The 17,791-nt window shown below is 64.1% G+C and carries 23 protein-coding genes; 18 read left to right on the top strand and 5 right to left on the bottom strand.

Translation table 11 applies throughout. The features are described from left to right. The first annotated feature begins 47 nt into the window (after positions 1-47). The 15 genes from ACIQF4_RS03245 to ACIQF4_RS03315 all read left to right on the top strand — a co-directional run bounded on the left by ACIQF4_RS03245 (position 48) and on the right by ACIQF4_RS03315 (position 10,981). Entirely contained in the window at positions 48-1,130 is a 1,083-nt protein-coding gene (locus tag ACIQF4_RS03245) for an amidohydrolase family protein (protein ID WP_400514343.1), read from the top strand. A gap of 98 nt (positions 1,131-1,228) precedes the next feature. After that, a complete protein-coding gene (locus ACIQF4_RS03250; protein ID WP_400514344.1) occupies positions 1,229-2,104 on the top strand; it encodes a VOC family protein in 876 nt (291 codons plus the stop codon). Positions 2,105-2,309: 205 nt separating this feature from the next. Beyond that, complete coding sequence (locus ACIQF4_RS03255) at positions 2,310-2,750, top strand: hypothetical protein (protein WP_350002568.1); 441 nt, start codon at positions 2,310-2,312, stop codon at positions 2,748-2,750. Positions 2,751-2,966: 216 nt separating this feature from the next. Continuing rightward, positions 2,967-3,389: a 30S ribosomal protein S16 gene (gene rpsP, locus ACIQF4_RS03260; RefSeq protein ID WP_231457298.1), complete on the top strand. Its 423-nt coding sequence runs from the start codon at positions 2,967-2,969 to the stop codon at positions 3,387-3,389. 1 nt (position 3,390) lies between these two features. Then, the gene (locus ACIQF4_RS03265; protein ID WP_013601399.1) at positions 3,391-3,633 is read left to right on the top strand and encodes an RNA-binding protein; all 243 of its coding nucleotides are present in this window, start codon (positions 3,391-3,393) and stop codon (positions 3,631-3,633) included. Positions 3,634-3,741: 108 nt separating this feature from the next. After that, positions 3,742-4,290, top strand: a complete 549-nt coding sequence (gene rimM, locus ACIQF4_RS03270) for a ribosome maturation factor RimM (protein ID WP_400517757.1) — start codon at positions 3,742-3,744, stop codon at positions 4,288-4,290. Continuing rightward, positions 4,291-5,103, top strand: coding sequence for a tRNA (guanosine(37)-N1)-methyltransferase TrmD (trmD, locus tag ACIQF4_RS03275; protein ID WP_400517758.1), 813 nt, complete (start codon positions 4,291-4,293; stop codon positions 5,101-5,103). Positions 5,104-5,387: 284 nt separating this feature from the next. Further along, positions 5,388-5,747 (top strand): 50S ribosomal protein L19, encoded by a 360-nt coding sequence (gene rplS / locus ACIQF4_RS03280; RefSeq protein ID WP_066276805.1) that lies wholly within the window; start codon positions 5,388-5,390, stop codon positions 5,745-5,747. A gap of 85 nt (positions 5,748-5,832) precedes the next feature. Next, the gene (gene lepB / locus ACIQF4_RS03285) at positions 5,833-6,507 is read left to right on the top strand and encodes a signal peptidase I (RefSeq protein WP_400517759.1); all 675 of its coding nucleotides are present in this window, start codon (positions 5,833-5,835) and stop codon (positions 6,505-6,507) included. Continuing rightward, complete coding sequence (gene lepB, locus ACIQF4_RS03290) at positions 6,508-7,335, top strand: signal peptidase I (RefSeq protein ID WP_400517760.1); 828 nt, start codon at positions 6,508-6,510, stop codon at positions 7,333-7,335. 2 nt (positions 7,336-7,337) lie between these two features. Then, the gene (locus ACIQF4_RS03295) at positions 7,338-8,117 is read left to right on the top strand and encodes a ribonuclease HII (RefSeq protein WP_400517761.1); all 780 of its coding nucleotides are present in this window, start codon (positions 7,338-7,340) and stop codon (positions 8,115-8,117) included. A 48-nt stretch (positions 8,118-8,165) separates the two neighbouring features. Further along, positions 8,166-8,492: a DUF2469 domain-containing protein gene (locus tag ACIQF4_RS03300; protein WP_056335405.1), complete on the top strand. Its 327-nt coding sequence runs from the start codon at positions 8,166-8,168 to the stop codon at positions 8,490-8,492. Between the two features lie 138 nt (positions 8,493-8,630). Next, positions 8,631-8,987, top strand: a complete 357-nt coding sequence (locus ACIQF4_RS03305; RefSeq protein WP_350002561.1) for a YraN family protein — start codon at positions 8,631-8,633, stop codon at positions 8,985-8,987. Between the two features lie 146 nt (positions 8,988-9,133). Then, entirely contained in the window at positions 9,134-10,459 is a 1,326-nt protein-coding gene (locus tag ACIQF4_RS03310) for an AAA family ATPase (RefSeq protein WP_400517762.1), read from the top strand. 66 nt (positions 10,460-10,525) lie between these two features. Next, positions 10,526-10,981, top strand: a complete 456-nt coding sequence (locus ACIQF4_RS03315) for a hypothetical protein (RefSeq protein WP_400517763.1) — start codon at positions 10,526-10,528, stop codon at positions 10,979-10,981. Positions 10,982-11,129: 148 nt separating this feature from the next. Here ACIQF4_RS03315 and ACIQF4_RS03320 read toward each other — a convergent pair whose 3' ends face one another. After that, on the bottom strand, positions 11,130-11,333 hold the full coding sequence (locus tag ACIQF4_RS03320; protein WP_400517764.1) for a hypothetical protein: 204 nt from the start codon (positions 11,331-11,333) through the stop codon (positions 11,130-11,132). Positions 11,334-12,239: 906 nt separating this feature from the next. Between ACIQF4_RS03320 and ACIQF4_RS03325 the strand changes: the two genes are divergently transcribed. The 3 genes from ACIQF4_RS03325 (at position 12,240) to ACIQF4_RS03335 (ending at position 13,681) form a co-directional block, all read left to right on the top strand. Continuing rightward, entirely contained in the window at positions 12,240-12,374 is a 135-nt protein-coding gene (locus tag ACIQF4_RS03325) for a hypothetical protein (RefSeq protein ID WP_255428732.1), read from the top strand. 294 nt (positions 12,375-12,668) lie between these two features. Next, positions 12,669-13,202 carry an HNH endonuclease gene (locus ACIQF4_RS03330; protein ID WP_400517775.1) on the top strand — a complete coding sequence of 178 codons (534 nt, stop codon included), beginning with the start codon at positions 12,669-12,671 and terminating at the stop codon, positions 13,200-13,202. Then, entirely contained in the window at positions 13,199-13,681 is a 483-nt protein-coding gene (locus ACIQF4_RS03335) for a hypothetical protein (RefSeq protein ID WP_400517766.1), read from the top strand. The genes ACIQF4_RS03330 and ACIQF4_RS03335 overlap by 4 nt, the downstream gene beginning before the upstream one ends. A gap of 170 nt (positions 13,682-13,851) precedes the next feature. Here the strand turns inward: ACIQF4_RS03335 and ACIQF4_RS03340 are convergent, their stop codons facing one another. The 4 genes from ACIQF4_RS03340 to ACIQF4_RS03355 form a co-directional block, all read right to left on the bottom strand. Next, the gene (locus ACIQF4_RS03340; RefSeq protein ID WP_400517767.1) at positions 13,852-14,142 is read right to left on the bottom strand and encodes a hypothetical protein; all 291 of its coding nucleotides are present in this window, start codon (positions 14,140-14,142) and stop codon (positions 13,852-13,854) included. Continuing rightward, positions 14,142-14,546: a hypothetical protein gene (locus ACIQF4_RS03345; protein WP_400517768.1), complete on the bottom strand. Its 405-nt coding sequence runs from the start codon at positions 14,544-14,546 to the stop codon at positions 14,142-14,144. The genes ACIQF4_RS03340 and ACIQF4_RS03345 overlap by 1 nt, the downstream gene beginning before the upstream one ends. Before the next feature lie 746 nt (positions 14,547-15,292). Beyond that, on the bottom strand, positions 15,293-15,991 hold the full coding sequence (locus ACIQF4_RS03350; RefSeq protein ID WP_400517769.1) for a hypothetical protein: 699 nt from the start codon (positions 15,989-15,991) through the stop codon (positions 15,293-15,295). Positions 15,992-16,041: 50 nt separating this feature from the next. After that, a complete protein-coding gene (locus ACIQF4_RS03355) occupies positions 16,042-16,863 on the bottom strand; it encodes a hypothetical protein (RefSeq protein ID WP_400517770.1) in 822 nt (273 codons plus the stop codon). Positions 16,864-17,791 lie beyond the last annotated feature (928 nt).

Below are 17,791 nucleotides of genomic sequence, written 5' to 3' on the forward strand. Positions count from 1 at the left end.
TCACATCACGCGGTGCTAGCCTGTCCGGGCGGGAGAGAGGCAAATTCATGGCAGAAATTATCGAGTTCACGGGGACGGTGCTGACCGGGCCGGACACTGAGCGGCACGGGCTCTGGTCCGTTGGCGGGCGGCTGACGTTCCGCCGGCCGGCAACGGCCCCGGACAGGATTCTGGCGGGATTCGTGCTGCCTGGCTTTGTGGATGCGCACTGCCACATCGGGCTGGGCGCCGGCGGGCCGGTGGATGCTTTGACGGCCGAAGAACAGGCACGGACGGACCTGGACGCCGGCACCCTGCTGGTCCGCGACGCAGGTTCCCCTGCGGATACCCGATGGCTGCAGGGCAGGAAGGACGTCCCGGTGCTGATCCGCGCCGGCCGCCACGTTGCGCGCACTCGCCGGTACCTGCGGGGGTTCGCGGAAGAAGTGGAACCTGAGGGCCTGGTGGAAGCCGTGCGTAAGCAGGCCAGGGAAGGTGACGGGTGGGTCAAGCTTGTGGGGGACTGGATTGACCGCGACGCCGGCGACCTGGCGCCTTCGTTTCCTGCCGGCGTCGTCCGTGACGCCGTCAAAGCCGCCCACGATGAGGGCGCGCGCGTAACGGCGCACTGCTTCGCGGAAGAGACGCTCGACGACGTGCTGGACGCCGGCATCGACTGCGTCGAGCACGCCACGGGGCTCCTGCCGCGGCACCTGCCCCGGTTCGTGGAGCAGGGGGTGCCCATTGTGCCCACCCTGGTCAACATCGCCACCTTCCCCGACATCGCAGCGCAGGCTTTACCCAAGTTCCCGCGGTATGCGGCGCATATGCGTTCATTGTGGGAACGCCGGGAGGAACGGGTCCTAGAGGCGTTCGAGGCAGGCGTGCGGATCTATGCCGGGACCGACGCCGGCAGCGTGATCAGGCACGGCAGGATAGGCGACGAAATCCTGGCCCTTCATGCAGCCGGACTGCCCATGGCCTCCGCCTTGGACGCGGCGTGCTGGGGCGCGCGGGAGTGGCTGGGCGCGGAGGGCCTGGAAGAGGGGGCGCGGGCAGACCTCGTCCTGTGCCGGGAGGATCCCCGGAAGGTGCCGGAGGCGGTCAACTGCCTGGCACACGTGATCCTGGGCGGACGGGTGATCCGCTAAAGGGATATGCCCCGGGACTTGGAATAAATTGAAGCTTCAAGTAATTTTATAAGTGTAAGGGCTGCCAACCGGAAGGCCCACAGCACCGGGAGTTTTCAATGACTGCACAAGCCGCCAGCCAGGATCTTCTTCCTGCCGATCTCGCCATGGGCACCGTGATGCTCAAGGTGGGCGACATGAAGGTGATGACCGATTACTACCAGCGGGCCCTCGGCCTGGAGGTCATCGCCGAGCAGGACGGCGGAATCTACCTGGGCCGGCTGCAGAAGCCGCTTGTGCACCTGGCCCCCGCGCCCGGACTGAACCTGCCGGGCAGGGGAGAGGCCGGCCTCTTCCACACGGCGTTGCTGTTTGAGAACCAGGCAGACCTGGCCGCCACCATCGCCACGGCCGCCCGGTTCGAGCCGCGCTCCTTCACGGGCAGTGCTGACCACCTCGTCAGTGAGGCCTTCTACTTCAACGACCCCGAAGGCAACGGCATCGAGCTCTACTGGGACCGGCCGCGCAGCAACTGGTCCTGGAACGGTACGGACGTGGTGATGGACAGCCTGGCCCTCCCGCCGCAGCGGTACCTTGAGCAGCACCTCACCGAAGAGTCCCTGGCGCGCCAGGCCGGATCCGTGGCCGGCGTGGGCCACGTACACCTCCAAGTGGGCGACGTCCAGACGGCGCGCGACTTCTACGTGGGAACCCTCGGGTTCGAAAAGACGGCCGGTTGGCATGGGCAGGCCCTCTTCGTTTCCGCGGGCCGCTACCACCACCACATGGCGATGAACGTCTGGAACAGCCGCGGAGCGGGCCCCCGCAAGGACACCCTCGGCCTGGGTGAGGTCCTCATTCAGGTGCCGTCAGGGGAGGACGTCGGCGCCCTCGCCGACCGCCTCAGGGTCGCCGGTGTTGCCGCCCACCACACCGGAGCGGAGCTACGGTTCGACGATCCGTGGCGCAACCGCATTCGTGTAGCGGTGCGCTGACCCTTCTGCCTTGCCGGTGCGCCACGCGCCGGCACCTGGGTTGAACTCAAACCAGATTGAACTCGAGCCGGGTTGAATCAGGACCGGGCCAAATCCGGACAGCGCTGAATCCGGACTGGGCCTAATCCGGACTAGGCTGAATTCGAACAGCCGGGCAGGCGCTGCCTCCCGGCGCCGCACCGCCAACGGAATGAGGGCAATCGCCATGGGCTTCACCGAGATCTTTGTTGCCACCCACGACGCAGCACTGAAGCGTGCCGGCGTCCTTGACGGGGGCGGCAGCGCGCCCGCGGGCGACGCAGTCCGGATCCCGGACATTAGTGATTTCGAAGTGGAGCAGCTGGGTGACCTGGCCGGCACCGCCGTGCACGCTGGAGGGGCGGATTACGAACTGACCATGGTGGATGTGGCCAGCGATTCGCTCCTGGCCGTTCCGCCAGCCATGGTCCGCGCCCTGGCCGACCTGCTGTCCTATGAAACCGAAGGCGAGGGCGACGTCCTCGAAGAGGTGGCCGAACAGTGGGCGGCGCAGGATGACATGCCGTTTGGCGCTTCGGAGGCGCGGACGTACGTGCAGCGGGTGGCAGAACTCGCCAGCGGAATCGACGACTCGGAGCGTACCGGCCTGTACGTCTGGTCCGCCTGACTACTTCCGGCCGCACGCTCCGGCCGGCGTCGTCTGTGTCCCGCCGCGTCAAGTCGAAAAGTTCACGCTGATCTGGCACAATAAACAGGTACTCGATCTGCGTGGCCCCTCTCTCCGCGTCTGGATCCTGTCCTTCGAACCCGCAAGTACGGCCCGCCCCACGGGTGCAGAACGCCGGGTTCACCCCCCTTTTCTGAAACAGGAGTGACCACAACAGTGGCCGTAAAGATTCGCCTTAAGCGCTTTGGCAAGATGCGCGCCCCGTACTACCGCATCGTCGTCGCGGACTCACGCACCAAGCGTGATGGCCGCGCCATCGAAGAGATCGGCAAGTACCACCCCACCGAAGAGCCCTCATACATCGAGGTCAACTCCGAGCGTGCCCAGTACTGGCTGTCCGTCGGCGCCCAGCCGTCCGAGCAGGTCGCCGCGATCCTCAAGATCACCGGTGACTGGCAGAAGTTCAAGGGCCTGCCGGGCCAGGAAGGCACCCTGAAGACCAAAACCCAGAAGGAAGCCTTCGTTGCCCCGGAAAAGGGTTCCGTGATCATCCCGGAAGCCATCACCAAGAAGGCATCCAAGTCTGAGGCAGCCGAAGCTCCCGCCGAGGCCGAAGCAGAGACCACCGAGGCTGAGTAGATTGCTGGCAGAAGCGCTGGAACACCTGGTCCGGGGAATCGTTGATTCCCCAGACGACGTCAAGGTCAGCTCCAAGAGCAACCGCCGCGGGGACACCCTCGAGGTGCGCGTTCACCAGGACGACCTCGGACGGGTGATTGGCCGCCAGGGCCGTACGGCGCGCGCACTGCGCACCGTGGTGGCAGCCTTGGCCGGCGGCGAGCCGGTACGGGTCGACGTTGTCGACACCGACCGCCGCCGCTGAGCGCTCGGCACTATTCAGTTCTTAGCTCCGGCCCCTCCACCCCTGCGGTGGAGGGGCCGGAGTGCTTTTACCAGAGCACCGTCAACCCCATCCAATACAGAGGAACACATGCAGCTTCAGGTGGCACGAATCGGCAAACCGCACGGCATCCGCGGGGAAGTGACGGTCCAGGTCCTGACCGACGCCCCCGGGGACAGGTTCGTGCCGGGCACCGAGTTCGTGGTCGAGCCGGCGTCGGCGGGTCCGCTCACCGTAAGCAGCGCCCGCTGGAACAAGGACATCCTGCTGCTGGGCTTCGAAGACATTGAAACCCGCAACGAGGCGGAGACCCTCCGGGGCGCCAAGCTCTTCATCGAAACAGAGGAACTGGACGAAGACGACGACGAGGGCTGGTACGAACATGAACTCGTGGGTCTGGAGGCCCGGGTGGGCTCGAGGGTGGTGGGCAAAGTTGCTGCGCTGAACACCGGCACCGCGCAGGACCTGCTGATGGTCACCACTCCGGAGGGTAATGAAATCCTGGTTCCCTTCGTGGAGCAGATCGTGCCTGAGGTCAATGTTGAGGAGGGGTTCATCCGCCTCACGCCGCCGGAGGGCCTCTTCGAGCTGAACGCGGAGGATGACGCTGCCCCATCCGAACCGGAAGGCAAAGCCTAGATGCGGATCGACGTCGTCAGTATCTTTCCCGAGTACCTGGCACCGCTGGAACTGTCCCTGATCGGGAAAGCCCGCCAGGACGGCATCCTGGACCTGCGCGTCCACGACCTCCGCGCCTTCACCACGGACAGGCACCGCACCGTCGACGACACACCCTACGGCGGGGGCGCCGGCATGGTGATGAAGCCTGAACCCTGGGCGCAGGCCTTATCCGCGATTGCGGACGACCGGCCCGAGGGATCTGGCAGGCCGGTCCTGATCGTGCCGTCGCCGGCAGGGGAGAGGTTCACCCAGGCGCTGGCATACGAACTGGCCGAGCAGGAGCACCTCGCGTTCGCCTGCGGACGCTACGAGGGCATCGACGAGCGCGTCATCGAATGGTCCCGGGAGCACTTCGAGGTCCGTCCCGTCAGCCTGGGGGACTATGTCCTCAATGGCGGGGAAGTGGCCGTCCTGGCCATGGTGGAGGCCATCGGCCGCCTGCTGCCTGGCGTGGTGGGCAATCCGGAGTCATTGGTGGAGGAATCCCATTCAGACGGGCTGCTGGAGTACCCTGTCTACACCAAGCCCTCCGTGTGGCGGGAGCGGGAAGTGCCGGCCGTGCTGCTGAGCGGCAACCACGGCAAGATCGCGCAGTGGCGCCGCCACGAACAGTTCCGGCGGACGGCGGAGCGCCGCCCCGACCTCCTCGAAGCGTTCGACGCCGGGAAGTTGCCACGTGCTGACCGCACCGAACTGCAGGACCTGGGGTACGACGTCGTGGACGGCCGCCTGCGCCGCCGCCCCGGCGGGGAAGATGCCCGGCAGGACTAAGCCTCGCCGGCAGGACGCCTCCGCCTGGCTGCCCCGCCGGGCTGCCGGAGTTGCGGGATTGGCTGTAGCCTCCGCAGTGTGGCAAAATTAGTCCTTGTGTCTACTGGGTACGCACCTGCCACAGGGGGAGCGCAACCAACAGCTAAGACAACCGGCCTCATCAATCAGTGAAGGGGCCGGGCCAATTAACTTTCGGCGGAGATCGCCGGTGCGCCACCAGCGCACTAGGTTCTCCTGCCGTGACCCAAAGTGAATGACCTGTGGCGTTCACCAGGAGTGCAATTATGCATATTCTCGATTCCCTCGATGCAGCCTCGCTGCGTACCGATGTTCCCGAGTTCCGCGCGGGTGACACCCTCAAGGTGCACGTGAACATCATCGAAGGCAAGAACTCCCGTGTCCAGGTTTTCCAGGGATTCGTCCTGGGCCGCCAGGGCGACGGCGTCCGCGAAACCTTCACGGTCCGCAAGGTTTCCTTCGGCGTCGGTGTGGAGCGTACCTTCCCGGTCCACTCCCCGATCATCGACAAGATCGAGGTTGTTACCAAGGGTGACGTCCGCCGCGCCAAGCTCTACTACATGCGCGCACTGCGCGGTAAGGCTGCGAAGATCAAGGAAAAGCGCGACTTCAGCACCGCCAAGTAAGTCCTTTCGGACCTGCAGAGGCCGGGCCGCGGCCGTATCCGGCCAGCGCCGGAGCCATTCAGCACCAGCGCCCAGGATACGGACCATGGACCACACAAAACGCCAGCCCCGAAAAATGGGCTGGCGTTTTGCGTTCATGGCCGTCATCCTGGCCGTTGCGGCCAGCGGACTGGTCCGTTCGCTCTGGCTGGATGTGTATTTCATTCCCTCCGCGTCTATGGAACCTGTGCTCGCAGGCGGGGACCGCATCCTGGTGTCCCGGACCGGATTCGGCACCGAACCCATCCGGCGCGGGGACATCGTCGTCTTTGACGGCAGGGGCACCTTCGCGCCGCTCAACAGCGGCAACGGCCCCCTGGTGGACACCGCGGCCGCCGTTACCCAATGGCTCGGCCTCACCGGCAGCGACACCACCTATGTCAAGAGGGTCATCGGGCTCCCAGGCGACTCGGTGGCCTGCTGCGACGCCGGCGGCAACGTAACGGTGAACGGTGAACCCTTGGCGGAGCCTTACATCTTTAACGGCGATGCCCCCAGCACCCAAAAATTCAGTGCCGTGGTCCCGGACGGCCGGCTGTGGCTGATGGGGGACCACAGGTCCCTGTCGGCCGACTCACGGAGCCTGCTCGGCGCCCCCGGCGGCGGCATGGTCCCGGTGGACAGGGTGATCGGCCGGCCGGTCCAGATCATCTGGCCCCTTGATAGATTTGCTTCAGTACCCCGTCCGCCTGCAGGACCAACAACAGAGAACGGACAGTAGATGCCCGAGAACCACGCGCGGACACCCGAACCACGCCACGACGGCGCTTCGGACGTTCCGGCCGATGCCGTTCCCGGGACTCCCGGCCAAGGTCCTGACGCACCTGCGTCCGGCGCCGCGGGCAGCCGCGCCGCAGCCAAGTCAGCGGCGAAGCCCGCCGGCAGCCCCGTCTTTGCCTGGCTGAAGGAAGTGGCCACGGTGGTGGTGATCGCCGTCGTCCTCTCCTTCCTTATCAAGACATTCCTCTTTCGGGCCTTCTTCATCCCGTCCGAGTCCATGGTTAACACACTTGAGGTTGACGACCGCATCTTCGTCAATCTCCTGGTCCCTGAACCGTTTGCGCTGAGCCGCGGCGACGTGGTGGTCTTCCGGGACACCAAGGGCTGGCTCCAGGCAGCGCCCGAGCAACCGCAAGGTCCGTTCACCTGGGTCCAGGACGGACTGACGTTCGTGGGGCTGCTGCCCGACAACTCCGAGCAGCACCTGGTCAAAAGGGTCATCGGACTCCCGGGGGACCATGTGGTTTGCTGTGATGCTGGCGGTAGACTGACGATCAACGGGACTGCCATCAACGAGAGCTACATCAATCCGGCTGAGGTCCCGCAGATCCGTGACTTCGACGTGACTGTCCCCGAAGGCAAGGTGTGGGTGATGGGCGACAACCGGAACCATTCCGCCGACTCGCGGGCCCATATGGACTCCGACGGCGGATTCATCGACATCGCCGACCTCGAGGGCAAGGCTGCCGTCATCGCCTGGCCCCTAAGCCGGTTCACCACGCTGGGCAACTATCCGGACGTTTTCCGCAACGTACCGACGGCGCCCTGACCATGCCCGCCGCACTCAAGCCCAGGACGGGCTCGGCCAAGGTTCCCCAGGCCAAGGCTCCCACGCTCAGGCACGAGCGGACATTCAAGGACCAGGGGATCCGGTACCTCGCAGGCGTGGACGAAGTAGGGCGCGGCGCGCTTGCCGGGCCTGTCAGCGTGGGCATCGCCGTCGTGGACCTGGAACGGCAAAAGCCGTTGGCCGGCGTCCGGGACAGCAAGCTGCTCACCCCGGCGGAGCGGGAACGGCTTGATCCGCTGGTCCGCCGCTGGAGCGTGGCCTCGGCGGTGGGCCACGCCTCCGCGCAGGAAATCGACTCGGTGGGAATCATCGCCGCGCTGCGCCTTGCAGGAACCCGCGCATGGCTGGAGGTCCTTTCTGCGGGGATCCGCCCGGAGGCAGTGCTCCTGGATGGAAGCCACAACTGGCTTTCACCTGCCGAACAGCTGTCCCTGTTCGACGAGCCGGCCGTGGCGAGTTGTGACGCCCCCGTGCACACCAAGGTCAAAGCGGACATGCAGTGCCTTAGCGTGGCGGCGGCCAGCGTCATCGCCAAGGTTGAGCGGGACCGGATGATGCGGGAGCTGCATGCTGACTTCCCGGACTTTGGCTGGGACATCAACAAGGGCTACGCCACCGCACTGCACCGGGATGTCCTCCGAGCTGCCGGGCCCACGCCGTACCACCGGGTCAGCTGGCGGCTCCTCGGAGGGGAACTGGCTGACGGCGGGCTGACGGACGATGCAGGGGCGGACGGGGAAGAAGCTGCCGCCGGGGACTGAGCCCCGCGCCGGGCAGCAGCCGCCCCGCCGATAGTGCAAGATGGAAGCATGAGTGCCGAGGATCTTGAAAACTATGAAACCGACATGGAGCTTCAGCTCTACCGTGAATACCGGGACGTCGTCGGACTGTTCAGCTACGTTGTCGAGACCGAACGCCGCTTCTACCTGGCCAACCATGTGGACCTGCAGGCCCGCAGCGCTGACGGCGAGGTCTACTTCGACCTGACCCTGCAGGACGCCTGGGTGTGGGATGTCTACCGCTCAGCACGATTCGTCAAGAGCGTCCGCGTCCTGACCTTCAAGGACGTCAACGTCGAAGAGCTGCCGCGCAACGAGGAGCTTGCCCTGCCCAAGGATGTTGACCTGGGCAACTAATACTGTGCGTTGCCGCGCACTTCTCCGGCACAGCTGACCTTCCCTGCACAGGGACCCCCGGCCCCGGTTCATCCACATAGGGGGCGGCCGTCCTGTCCTTCGCGTTCCAGCCCGTCCAAGCTGGTTGCGGAGGTAGACATGAAATCGAAAGACCTGTTGGGCCGGCACGGCGAGGACCTTGCCGCCGGTTACCTGGAAACCCTCGGCATGCTTGTGGTGGAGCGCAACTGGCGCTGCACGGAGGGCGAGATAGACATCGTCGCGCTGGACGGCGATGCCCTGGTGATCGCCGAGGTCAAAACCCGCCGCACCCTCGATTACGGGCATCCTTTTGAGGCCGTGGGACCGGACAAGCTGGCGCGGCTGCACCGGCTTGGGGCCGCGTGGTGCCGGGACCGTGAGCTGAGGATGCCGCTGAGGCGCATTGACGTCATTGCGGTGATTGACGACGGCGGCGGGTCGCCCCTGGTGGAGCACCTCCGGGGGGTGGGCTGAATGCCGCTGGGACGCACCTACTCCATTGCACTGGTGGGGCTGAACGGATACATCGTGGAGGTCGAGGCTGACATCGGCCAGCCGATGCCAAATAAATGACACATGTAGCTTTGGCGGTGCCTCCAGAGGGTGACTATTGTCATGGAATGGACTACCTCTACCCGGAAGACGTCTTTACGCCCCGGACGATTGTTACTGCTGCCATGTTCGAACGCCGTAATGAGCCTGATCTGGGCGGGCTCCCCGGGCTACAGGACAGTCTCCAGGACGCTTTACGGGAGCGCGGTGGCCAGGTGCTCCTTTACGGCGACACCGGAGTCGGCAAGTCTTCCCTCCTCAAGTACGCGGCGGAGGAGGAGATGTTGGACTTCGTCTTGGTTGAGTGCAACACCGGGATGTCCTACGACGACATCTTGGAGTCCGCGATTCGACAGATGGTTGATGTCAAGGAGATAAGCCGAACGGTAAAGGTTTCCGGCTCTGTAGAGATCACCGGCGAGGGGGGAATCCCCTGGATTACGAAACTCACCGGCAAGATTAAGGGGGAAGCGGGCCGGGATAAGACCTTCGAGGTTCTGGATAAGGCTGCAATCGACGTCCTTACCTCAGCAATGGATCAGGCGGACAAGTGGCTTATCGTTTTGGACAACTTCCAGAACATCAAGGACGTAGCGGTTCGGGAAAGGGTTGCTCAGGGGATGGAGACCCTGTCCGACCGGGCGGGCCGCTCGGCGGGGAGGGACTACAAATTCGTTGTTATTGGTATCGCCTCTGACGCCGCTACTCTCTTGGGCGACTCTCGATCCTATGGGAGACGCACAACGGAGCTAGGGGTTCCCCGGATGCCCGACGATGAAATAGCAGAAATTCTGCGCCGGGGCTTCGAGATTCTGGAGATCAACGTCGATGATGACTTGATAGATGAACTCGTGTTCTTCAGCGACGGCTTCCCGTACTTTGCGCACTTACTTGGGCTAGAACTGGCACGTGCAGCGAGGCGCGCAGGGGTCGACGTGGTGGAAGATGCCACAGTCGACCTCGCCCTCAAGAGAGCAGCCAAAGCCGTCTCCAGTTCCTATGCTGACAGGTTAAGGCGGGCATATGAGGCTGGCGGGGATGTCCAACCCCGTAAGCGCATCCTGGGACTGCTGGCCAAATCTAACGAAAGAGTCTGGACTGGATCAGACGTCGTCGATTTGTGGGAGGCGACATACGACAAGCGCCCGAACTACTCGTTTCTACACTCAGCACTCGGACAGTTGAGTGACGAAAAGTACGGCAATGTGCTTGCTCGCACAGGTCCTAAAAGAAGGTACGTTTTCACTTTCAGCGATCCTCACCTGCGTCCCTACCTCCGCATAGCCATTGCCGAGGAGGAGGAATCCGCGGCTAAGAAGGCCGAAGTGCGGGCCATGGTTGCCCAAACGTTTGAAGAGATAAAGAAGGATTTTGAGAGGCTTTTAGGCAACTAAGTTCGCAGCCGGGATACCTGTCCCAGGGAAGCCCAGTGTATTGCTGAGCGCATGTAGGCTAAGTCGGTGGAAACCGCACTTGTCGTAGCCATTATCGCCGCCGCCGCCAGCGTGGTTAGCGCCGCCGTGGCCGCATTGAGCGCGCGGAGTTCCAGGCTGAGTGCTAATCATGCGCTCAGCGTCAACCATCACGTTGCTTCCGTCGACCGGGACGCCGAAGAATTACGCGAGGCCTTTAAACTCGTTATGGACAGATTCAGCACCTACGATGTCGCGTCTGTGGCCGACCTGAAGGCCATGATGGGGGCACTGGAGGGACTGATGGGTTGTCGCGGGGCCAGTAAAGAGCTCGAAGGCTGCGGGCACGAGTTTCAGATGAACTTGGCGGGTCGGAAATTTGGAGCAAATGAGGTAGGCATCAAGCAACTCCGCAAGGCGTACACGGCCTGCCAGGACGAACTGCAAGCCAAGCGCGATTCCATTCTGGAGAGGCCCTCGTTACGACGTTTAGGAGGCCGCTAGTCTAGCCATACCGGGCAACGGTAAGACGGCGGCGGGTCGGGCCAGGAGTTGCACGAACACCCCTGGCCGGTAGACAAGTAGCAATCAGATGGTGAACCTCTCCGCGAGTGTAGGGGTTTTTTTGTTCCGAATAATATTCCTGGGCTGGTCAGGGCCGGTACTTCTTCCCATCCATGTAGACGGCGTAGGTGGCGTCCGTCAGAGTCATGCTCGGGATAGTGCAGTAGTCCGTGGTCGCGGCCTGAAAGTCCTTGATTAGGGAGTCGGGCGGCATTCCGGTGCCCTTGTCGACCTTGTTCCGGCCGCTCGTCAGAATGTCGGCGGACGCAGCGAACTGCTGAGTGGGGGTCATTAAGCTAAGCCAGTCGGTGCATGTTGTCTTCGAGTAGCTCTTGGTCCACGTCTGGGCGTACTTGTTGGCAGTCGGCGCTGGTGTCGGGCTGGTGGTCGCCGGAGCGGCAGCCGTGCCGCCGCCGCAAGCGGTGAGGAGGGCGGCGGACAGGGCTAGCGGCGCGAGTAGCTTTTTGATGATTTCCCCCAGGAAGTGAACGGCAGTTACTGGGGACTCTACTTGGGTTTCGCCTGTAGGGGGATCACTAGGGGAACGGGAAACACTAGCAGGACACCCTTGATGTGTAGTGCGACACGCCGTCTTTTCCACGACACGCAGGGCGTTAAATGTGGCTAAGTACTCCACAGCATGTGGATTGCCTCCGCCAAATCGCCGGGATTCCGGACATTTTGACGACCCCTGCCTGTGGATTAAAGGTGCATTAAATGACATCCTTGTAATACATCATCTTGGGGTTCCTAAGAGGCGTCTGCCCTAGATGTAGTATCTAGGTACAGGTTCATCCAGATGGTGGATCACGCAACGAAGCGCACGTACGGCTGGTACCCGGACATGCGCTTCATTTACAACAAAATAGGGATCGACGCCACGCAGCCAAAGTGGGTGCGCAACGGCCCAAGATATTGTGTTTTGTCGTTTTCGTTCGAACTAGGAACGTCAGAACAGACTACGAGCGGTTAGAACATTCGTCAATCTTGACAACGTTTCGTGTCTTGTGCCCGGTGATCCCGGAAAGGAGTAGCCGCAAATGGCTACACGTGTAGTACGGATCCGCATTAAGCGGACCATCCGTATCCGCCCGACCCAGCGCTAATGCGCTGAGTTGGACCGGGTCCGGCGCCGCGATGGCTCGAATCAAAGCGCCGGTCCCACCCTTTCAACGGATCAACCTGAAGGACCAGGATTATGGCTAAGAACAGCCGCCAAACCAGCAGCAAGGCTGCAACCGCCGCAAGCAAGGTCTTGCGTAACCCCAGCTCCACCAAGGCGGAGAAGACCGCCGCAGCAAGCGCCCTTTCTCAGAAGGGCAAGGGCAAATGAGGGTAGAGCAGTACCCCGGTGAAGACGAAGAACAGTTCTTCTGGGGGTCGCCCGAATACCCGCGTCCGTTCGTCAGGCGTGTGTCAGGCGTAGTGGCAACCACCTGAGCTAGCTCTTGACTTACGGAGAACCCCGTCAGCCCGCCGCTGGCGGGGTTCTTGCCATACGGGCTACACGGCGAAGTGCTTAGGGGTAATGACTATGGATCGGGAACAAGCGGTCTGCAAGGGCTGCGGGACGGGATTCGAGGCACACACGAAAAGCCGCGCGTACTGCTCCGCGATATGCAGGATCATGCGGAGCGCCGCTGCTGGGCAGATCGGAACCTGCCTCGTTTGCCAAGGCAGCTATTGGGACGGTCCTCATGCGGCCGGACGAACGCACGAAGAGTTCGTTGCCGACCACGAGACCTGTCGCAGGACCATTTTGGATCGTGAGGGGCGGCCCGACGACTGCCTTTGCCGAGAGTGCAAAGCCCGCAAAGGGGTTACGACAACTCAGTCGGTTCCGCCGTCGGCGCGGAAGCGCAACAAGGGCAGGACCTACAGCAAGCACCGGCAGCTAGTCTTCGAGCGTGACAACTTCACGTGCCAAGTTTGTCTGCTTCCAACCGACCCGGGCGCCAGGCCAACAGACGATCAATACCCGACGCTTGACCATATTTTCTCGTTGGCACTCGGCGGGGATGACGATCCGGATAATCTGCGGACGGCCCACCGGTGGTGCAATCTCGCACTCAGCAGTGAGGGTGGGCTCGTCTACGACCAGCAGGTCCGCGAAGCGGCGCTGCGTAGGTTCAGCAGCGCGGAAAGTAGCGTTGAGCCATGACGAAAGAAGAAATAGCGCTGTGGGTCCAAGTGGCCGCAGTGGTGGCGGCGGTCCTGGCCGCAATCGTGGCGTTGGTCGTCTCGGCCTTGGACCGGAGAAACGCTCGCCGTATTGCTGACGAAGACCGAAGGGCGGCTCTCAAACAAGCGCACATGATGTTTGAGCTTCAAGCGCTGCTGAAACTCGCGCAGAACAAGAATCGCGGGGGGCATAGTGATTCCAATATCGCGAAGGACATGGGCGCAGAGTGGGCGGGGTTGGTAGGGGCCCTCGGACCCGACAGGGTGCCGCGCAATTGGTCGAAACTCGTTGACAGCACGCCGGAGGAGATCGCGGCGATGCTGGAAAGTGACGAGGCATCGACGGAACACAAAGAGTCCATAGAAGCGCACCTTGCGCTTGCCGCTGTGGCCGAGGAGATCCGCCAGGAGAACGCAAAGACAGAGTCGCGGGTCACTAGGGGCCGGACGCGAGGCTGAAGAGCTACCTATGCGGCAAAGCCCCCCCGCTAAGCCGATGGGGGGAAGGCTCGCGGAGGGGCTACTAGCGCCGTCGACGCCGGGATTATGTCTAGGCGGCTGGGGAAACCGCCAGGGACGCAACTACATTAGAGACACCGCTATCGGTACTGCAAATCGACGCGGAGCGTTCACCCAGGGGCTGGGCGGCCTTGGAGGCGTTCGACTATATCGGCGCCGTGGAGGCCGGGGAAGGCGCCGAGGAGGGCGACGTAGGCGCACTTTTCCAGCCGGGAGGCGGGCGGAAGGTCGGCGAGGCCCGAGAGGCTAGCGGCGTAGTCCTGGGCTGCTTCCCACGCGTTGGAGGGCGTCCAGCCGCCGCGAGGCGTGACCGGTGCCCAGGCTGGAAGAAGCTGGCCGCCGGAGCGCGGTTGGATGGTCTGAACTTGGGGCGTCGGGCGGGCGCTGTTGCGGGGGAGCATTAGCTAGTTGCCCTGACGCCGGGAGTGCGGCCGTGGTGGCGCTTCATTGCCAGGGCTGCCCCTGCCCTGGAGGCTCCGGACTGGCCGGGGGCGACTCCGAAGGATTTGAGGGCCGTGATCGACTGGACGCGGGCGAGGCGGATCTCGGAGAGTAGGCCGTTGGGGACCATTTGGCCGGAGGAGCCGGGAATCATGAGGCCGTCTGCGTTTACACGCTCTTCCATGTGGTCGGCGAGGGCCAGGAGGTTGCAGGCTTCGTAGAGGGCGGCTGCGCTGGCGGCGTCCATGCTTGGGTGTTCCCGCTCGACTTGGATATATGTCTCCTTCGCGGAGTCGCTCCAGGTGGTCGGGAGTCCTTCGTAGGGGTCGGGGGCGAGGGGTGGAGCGCTGGTGAGGTCGGGCATGAGTTTCTTTTCGGGTTTCGGGGCGGGTTGGGAATCCGGCGGGGGCTGCGCACGCGGGGGCAGAAGGTATGCCGGTCCGGGCTGGGAGGGAGGGGGTACCGGGAGTCCCTCCCCAGGGGTTAGCGGCTTGGTTGGCCGGGAGTGTCTAGCCGGGGCAAGGCTTGTGTCTTCTTGCCCCGCTGACGTGATTACTTTGTGTGCTTCGGGCACTTAGCGCGCCGCGCTCGCGGGCTGGGCACGGGAACGTACTCGCCGCAGATGGAGCAGGGCAGGGAGTAACGTGCGGCTGTGGCTGGCACTGTCTCCGGGACCGGGACCGGGACCGGGGCAGGGTCGGCGGGCGGGACGTAGGTTCCGGCCTCGACGGCGGCCTTGTCGCCTTGTGAAAGCTCCAGATAGGCAAGGACGCGGGCCGGAGGATTCTGAAGGACCTCCGTCAGGCACCGGGCGTATTCGTTATGTTGCATGCCGCTTCGTAGATGTTCGAAGCGTTCCTCTTCAGTTAGGGCCAGCCATTGTGACTGGGTGTGCGGGCGGCGCATGGCCGAAGGAGTGGCGGCGGCGTCCTCTGCGGCGAAGAGGCTCAGACGTCGGCGGGCACGCTTGACTCGGTCAGTGGCACGGCGGGCGGCGAGCTTCTGGGGGCTCATGGGCATAGCGGGCATTGCTGGTAGGGCTTTCGGTCGAAGGGAGCCCAGGCGCGGCGTGACGGCCACGCCTGGGCGGTTGAGTAGCGGGCTAGGCAATCAGCGACGGTTGCGGGCGGCGGACGCAGTGCGGCGGTTGATCCTGTCGGCTTCTTCCTGGTCGGCGGCGTCGATCTCGGCCTCGGTCATTACTTTCTCGCCGTCGGCGGCCCTACCGGCGGCGGCAGTGTCGAAGCCGTCAACCCAGAGTGCAAGCCCGCGTTCGACCTGGCTAATGATCAAGTTGGGGCCTTCGCCGCTTCGGCGGGACCAGTGGAAGCCAGGTTTTCCGGCTGCCACAAATGCCTCGTCGCGCTCCGTGAGGACGCGGAGGAGATCGGACTTCAGCCGTTCAGCTTCTTCCTGGCGGGCAACGGCGAAGGAGGCAGCAGCGCGACGGCGGGCCGCCGGATCGAGGGCGCCGGAGCGGCCTTGCATTAGGTCGTCGTAAGCCTTGCGGGCGTCTGGGCCTGCGGAACGGCTGGCGCGCTGAAGGTCGGCGAGCTCGACGAGGACCTTGTCGAGGTCGTCCTGGCGGACGCTGGGCTTGCGCTGGCGGTCGCCGGGGGACGCCCAGTAGGTCATGTGGTTCTTTTGGCGGGTCAGGTCCGCGATCCGCTTGCTCTTCAGGGCGGCCTCTTCCTGGGCCTTCAGTACGGCCTCGTAGGCTTCGGTGGCGCCGGGGGTGAGCTCGACGAGCCAGGCCGGGTAGATGACGTTTCCGGCTGCGTCGCGGTTCTGTTTCATGATCTGGGTCATTGTGTGGGTTTCCTTTCGGTGGTCTTCCTGGCGGGCGCCGGGAAGGGGTCTTAGTTCGCCGCCTTCGCGCGGGCGGGGCGGTAGGTGTAGATGCCCTGGAGCTTGCGCGGGGCGCCCCAGCGGGTAGAGGCCAGGGCGCGGAGCTCGTCGGGGGAGAGGCCGCCGGGGTACCCTGCGTCGGCGTAAAGGGCGACGAGCGCGGAGCGGCGGAGTGTTGCCTGGCCGTCCAGGGATGCGAGGAAGTCCTCGGCGCTCGGCCGGTCGTCCTCCGTCCGGTCAGCAGGCGCCGGAATTGAGCGGCGGAGAAGTTGAAGCATTCGGCCCTGGACAGTGGGGGAGGCTTTGACGTCGCGGGCGGTGCGGGCGAGGGCCTGGGCGTGTTCTTTCCAGGTATCGCCGGTGTTTGCTTCGCGGTCCTCGACGAGGGCGTCGGGGGCCTCCAGGGCGGTGCGAATGCTCGAAATCAGGGCGCGCGCGCCGGTTGAGGTGACCCGGAAGAGGAGCTCGGCGGCTTCGTAGTCGTCCGTCTCCCTGTGGGCCTCGGCCTGGAGGCGGTCGGTTTCGGCGTCGAGTGGGGCGGCGTGCTCGAAGAGGATCGCGGAGCGGGGCCGGGGCAGGTGGAGGCTTTCGGCGGCGATCTGGAGCGTGACGGCCGTGAGGCGGGCGGCTTCGTAGTCGTCGATGGGTTCGCCCGCGATCGAGAATCCGGAGCCGCGCCTGTATTCCAGGCCCCTGCGGGTCAGGTCTTCGGCGAGTCGATCGATGGGCAGGAGGCCGACGGGCCAAGCCCCGGTGCGGCGGCGGGCGGCAAGGGGAGGCAGCGGGCACTGTGCGGCTGTTGGCTGTCCGGCGAAGTCGAGGAGTGAGGGCATGGCTGAGCGGGTTCCTTTCAGGGGTGGGGGCGTTGCCCGGCGTTCTGCGTGGCTAGCCGTGGAATGGCTGGGAGGAGTCGAGGGCTTTCCTGCCTTCGGCAGGTCAGGGAGCGGAGCTCCCCTCGGCGTCTTTGCAAGGGGTTTCTATTAGGCGGGTTTCGTGACCCGTCATGCCCCTGCGGTGCCCCTTCTTTCGCCGCCTCCTTCGGGGAAAGGGGGCACTTGGGGCACAGGGGCAGTTCGGGGAGAAGAAGAAACGAGAATCGAACTAGAACAAGAAGAGAATCGTCACTTCGTCACCGCCCATTTACTCGTGACAGGAGGCGTCGGGCTTCGCGAGTCAGGGATTCTAAAACCACTGGATCGGCGCCAGCGGTGAGGGCGTCGGTTTGCCGGTCTAGGAGGTCCTGGACGCTTTCAAGAGCGGCAGCGCGGGCAGCGCGCGCTTTGCGCTGACGGCAGCGACTGGAACAGGTGATGCGGTGACCGGTAACCGGCACGCCGCAGACAGGGCACTTCAAAGGCACGACTCCTTTCGCAAGGTCGAGACGGGGCACTGTTTGTCACAGTGCGAGGGCTGAGAAAACCCGCCCACCATGAAGGAGGGCGGGGCGGCGGGTTGCTTGCGCCTGGACAACAAGCCAGGGCCAGTCGAAAAGGAAACCCATCTCCCGAGCGGCGCGGCAGCCGTTCCCGTCAATAGAGGAGAGGGCCGGGAGGCTCTTTCTGCTCAGTTACGGACGAAAAACCTTTGGGTCGGAAACGCCGCAAGGCCCACGCCGGGATGGGCGGGGCCTTGCATGGTGGGCGGTGACGAAGTGACGGAAACAAGCGTCACTCCTATTACTTCTTCTAGGAGGGAAGTCCTTGAAGAAAAAAGACGGTGACGCTCGATTCCGTCACTTCGTCACTTGAACAGGATCGGGCA

This window comes from Pseudarthrobacter sp. NPDC092202 (genome assembly GCF_044755505.1).
Taxonomy (GTDB): domain Bacteria; phylum Actinomycetota; class Actinomycetes; order Actinomycetales; family Micrococcaceae; genus Arthrobacter.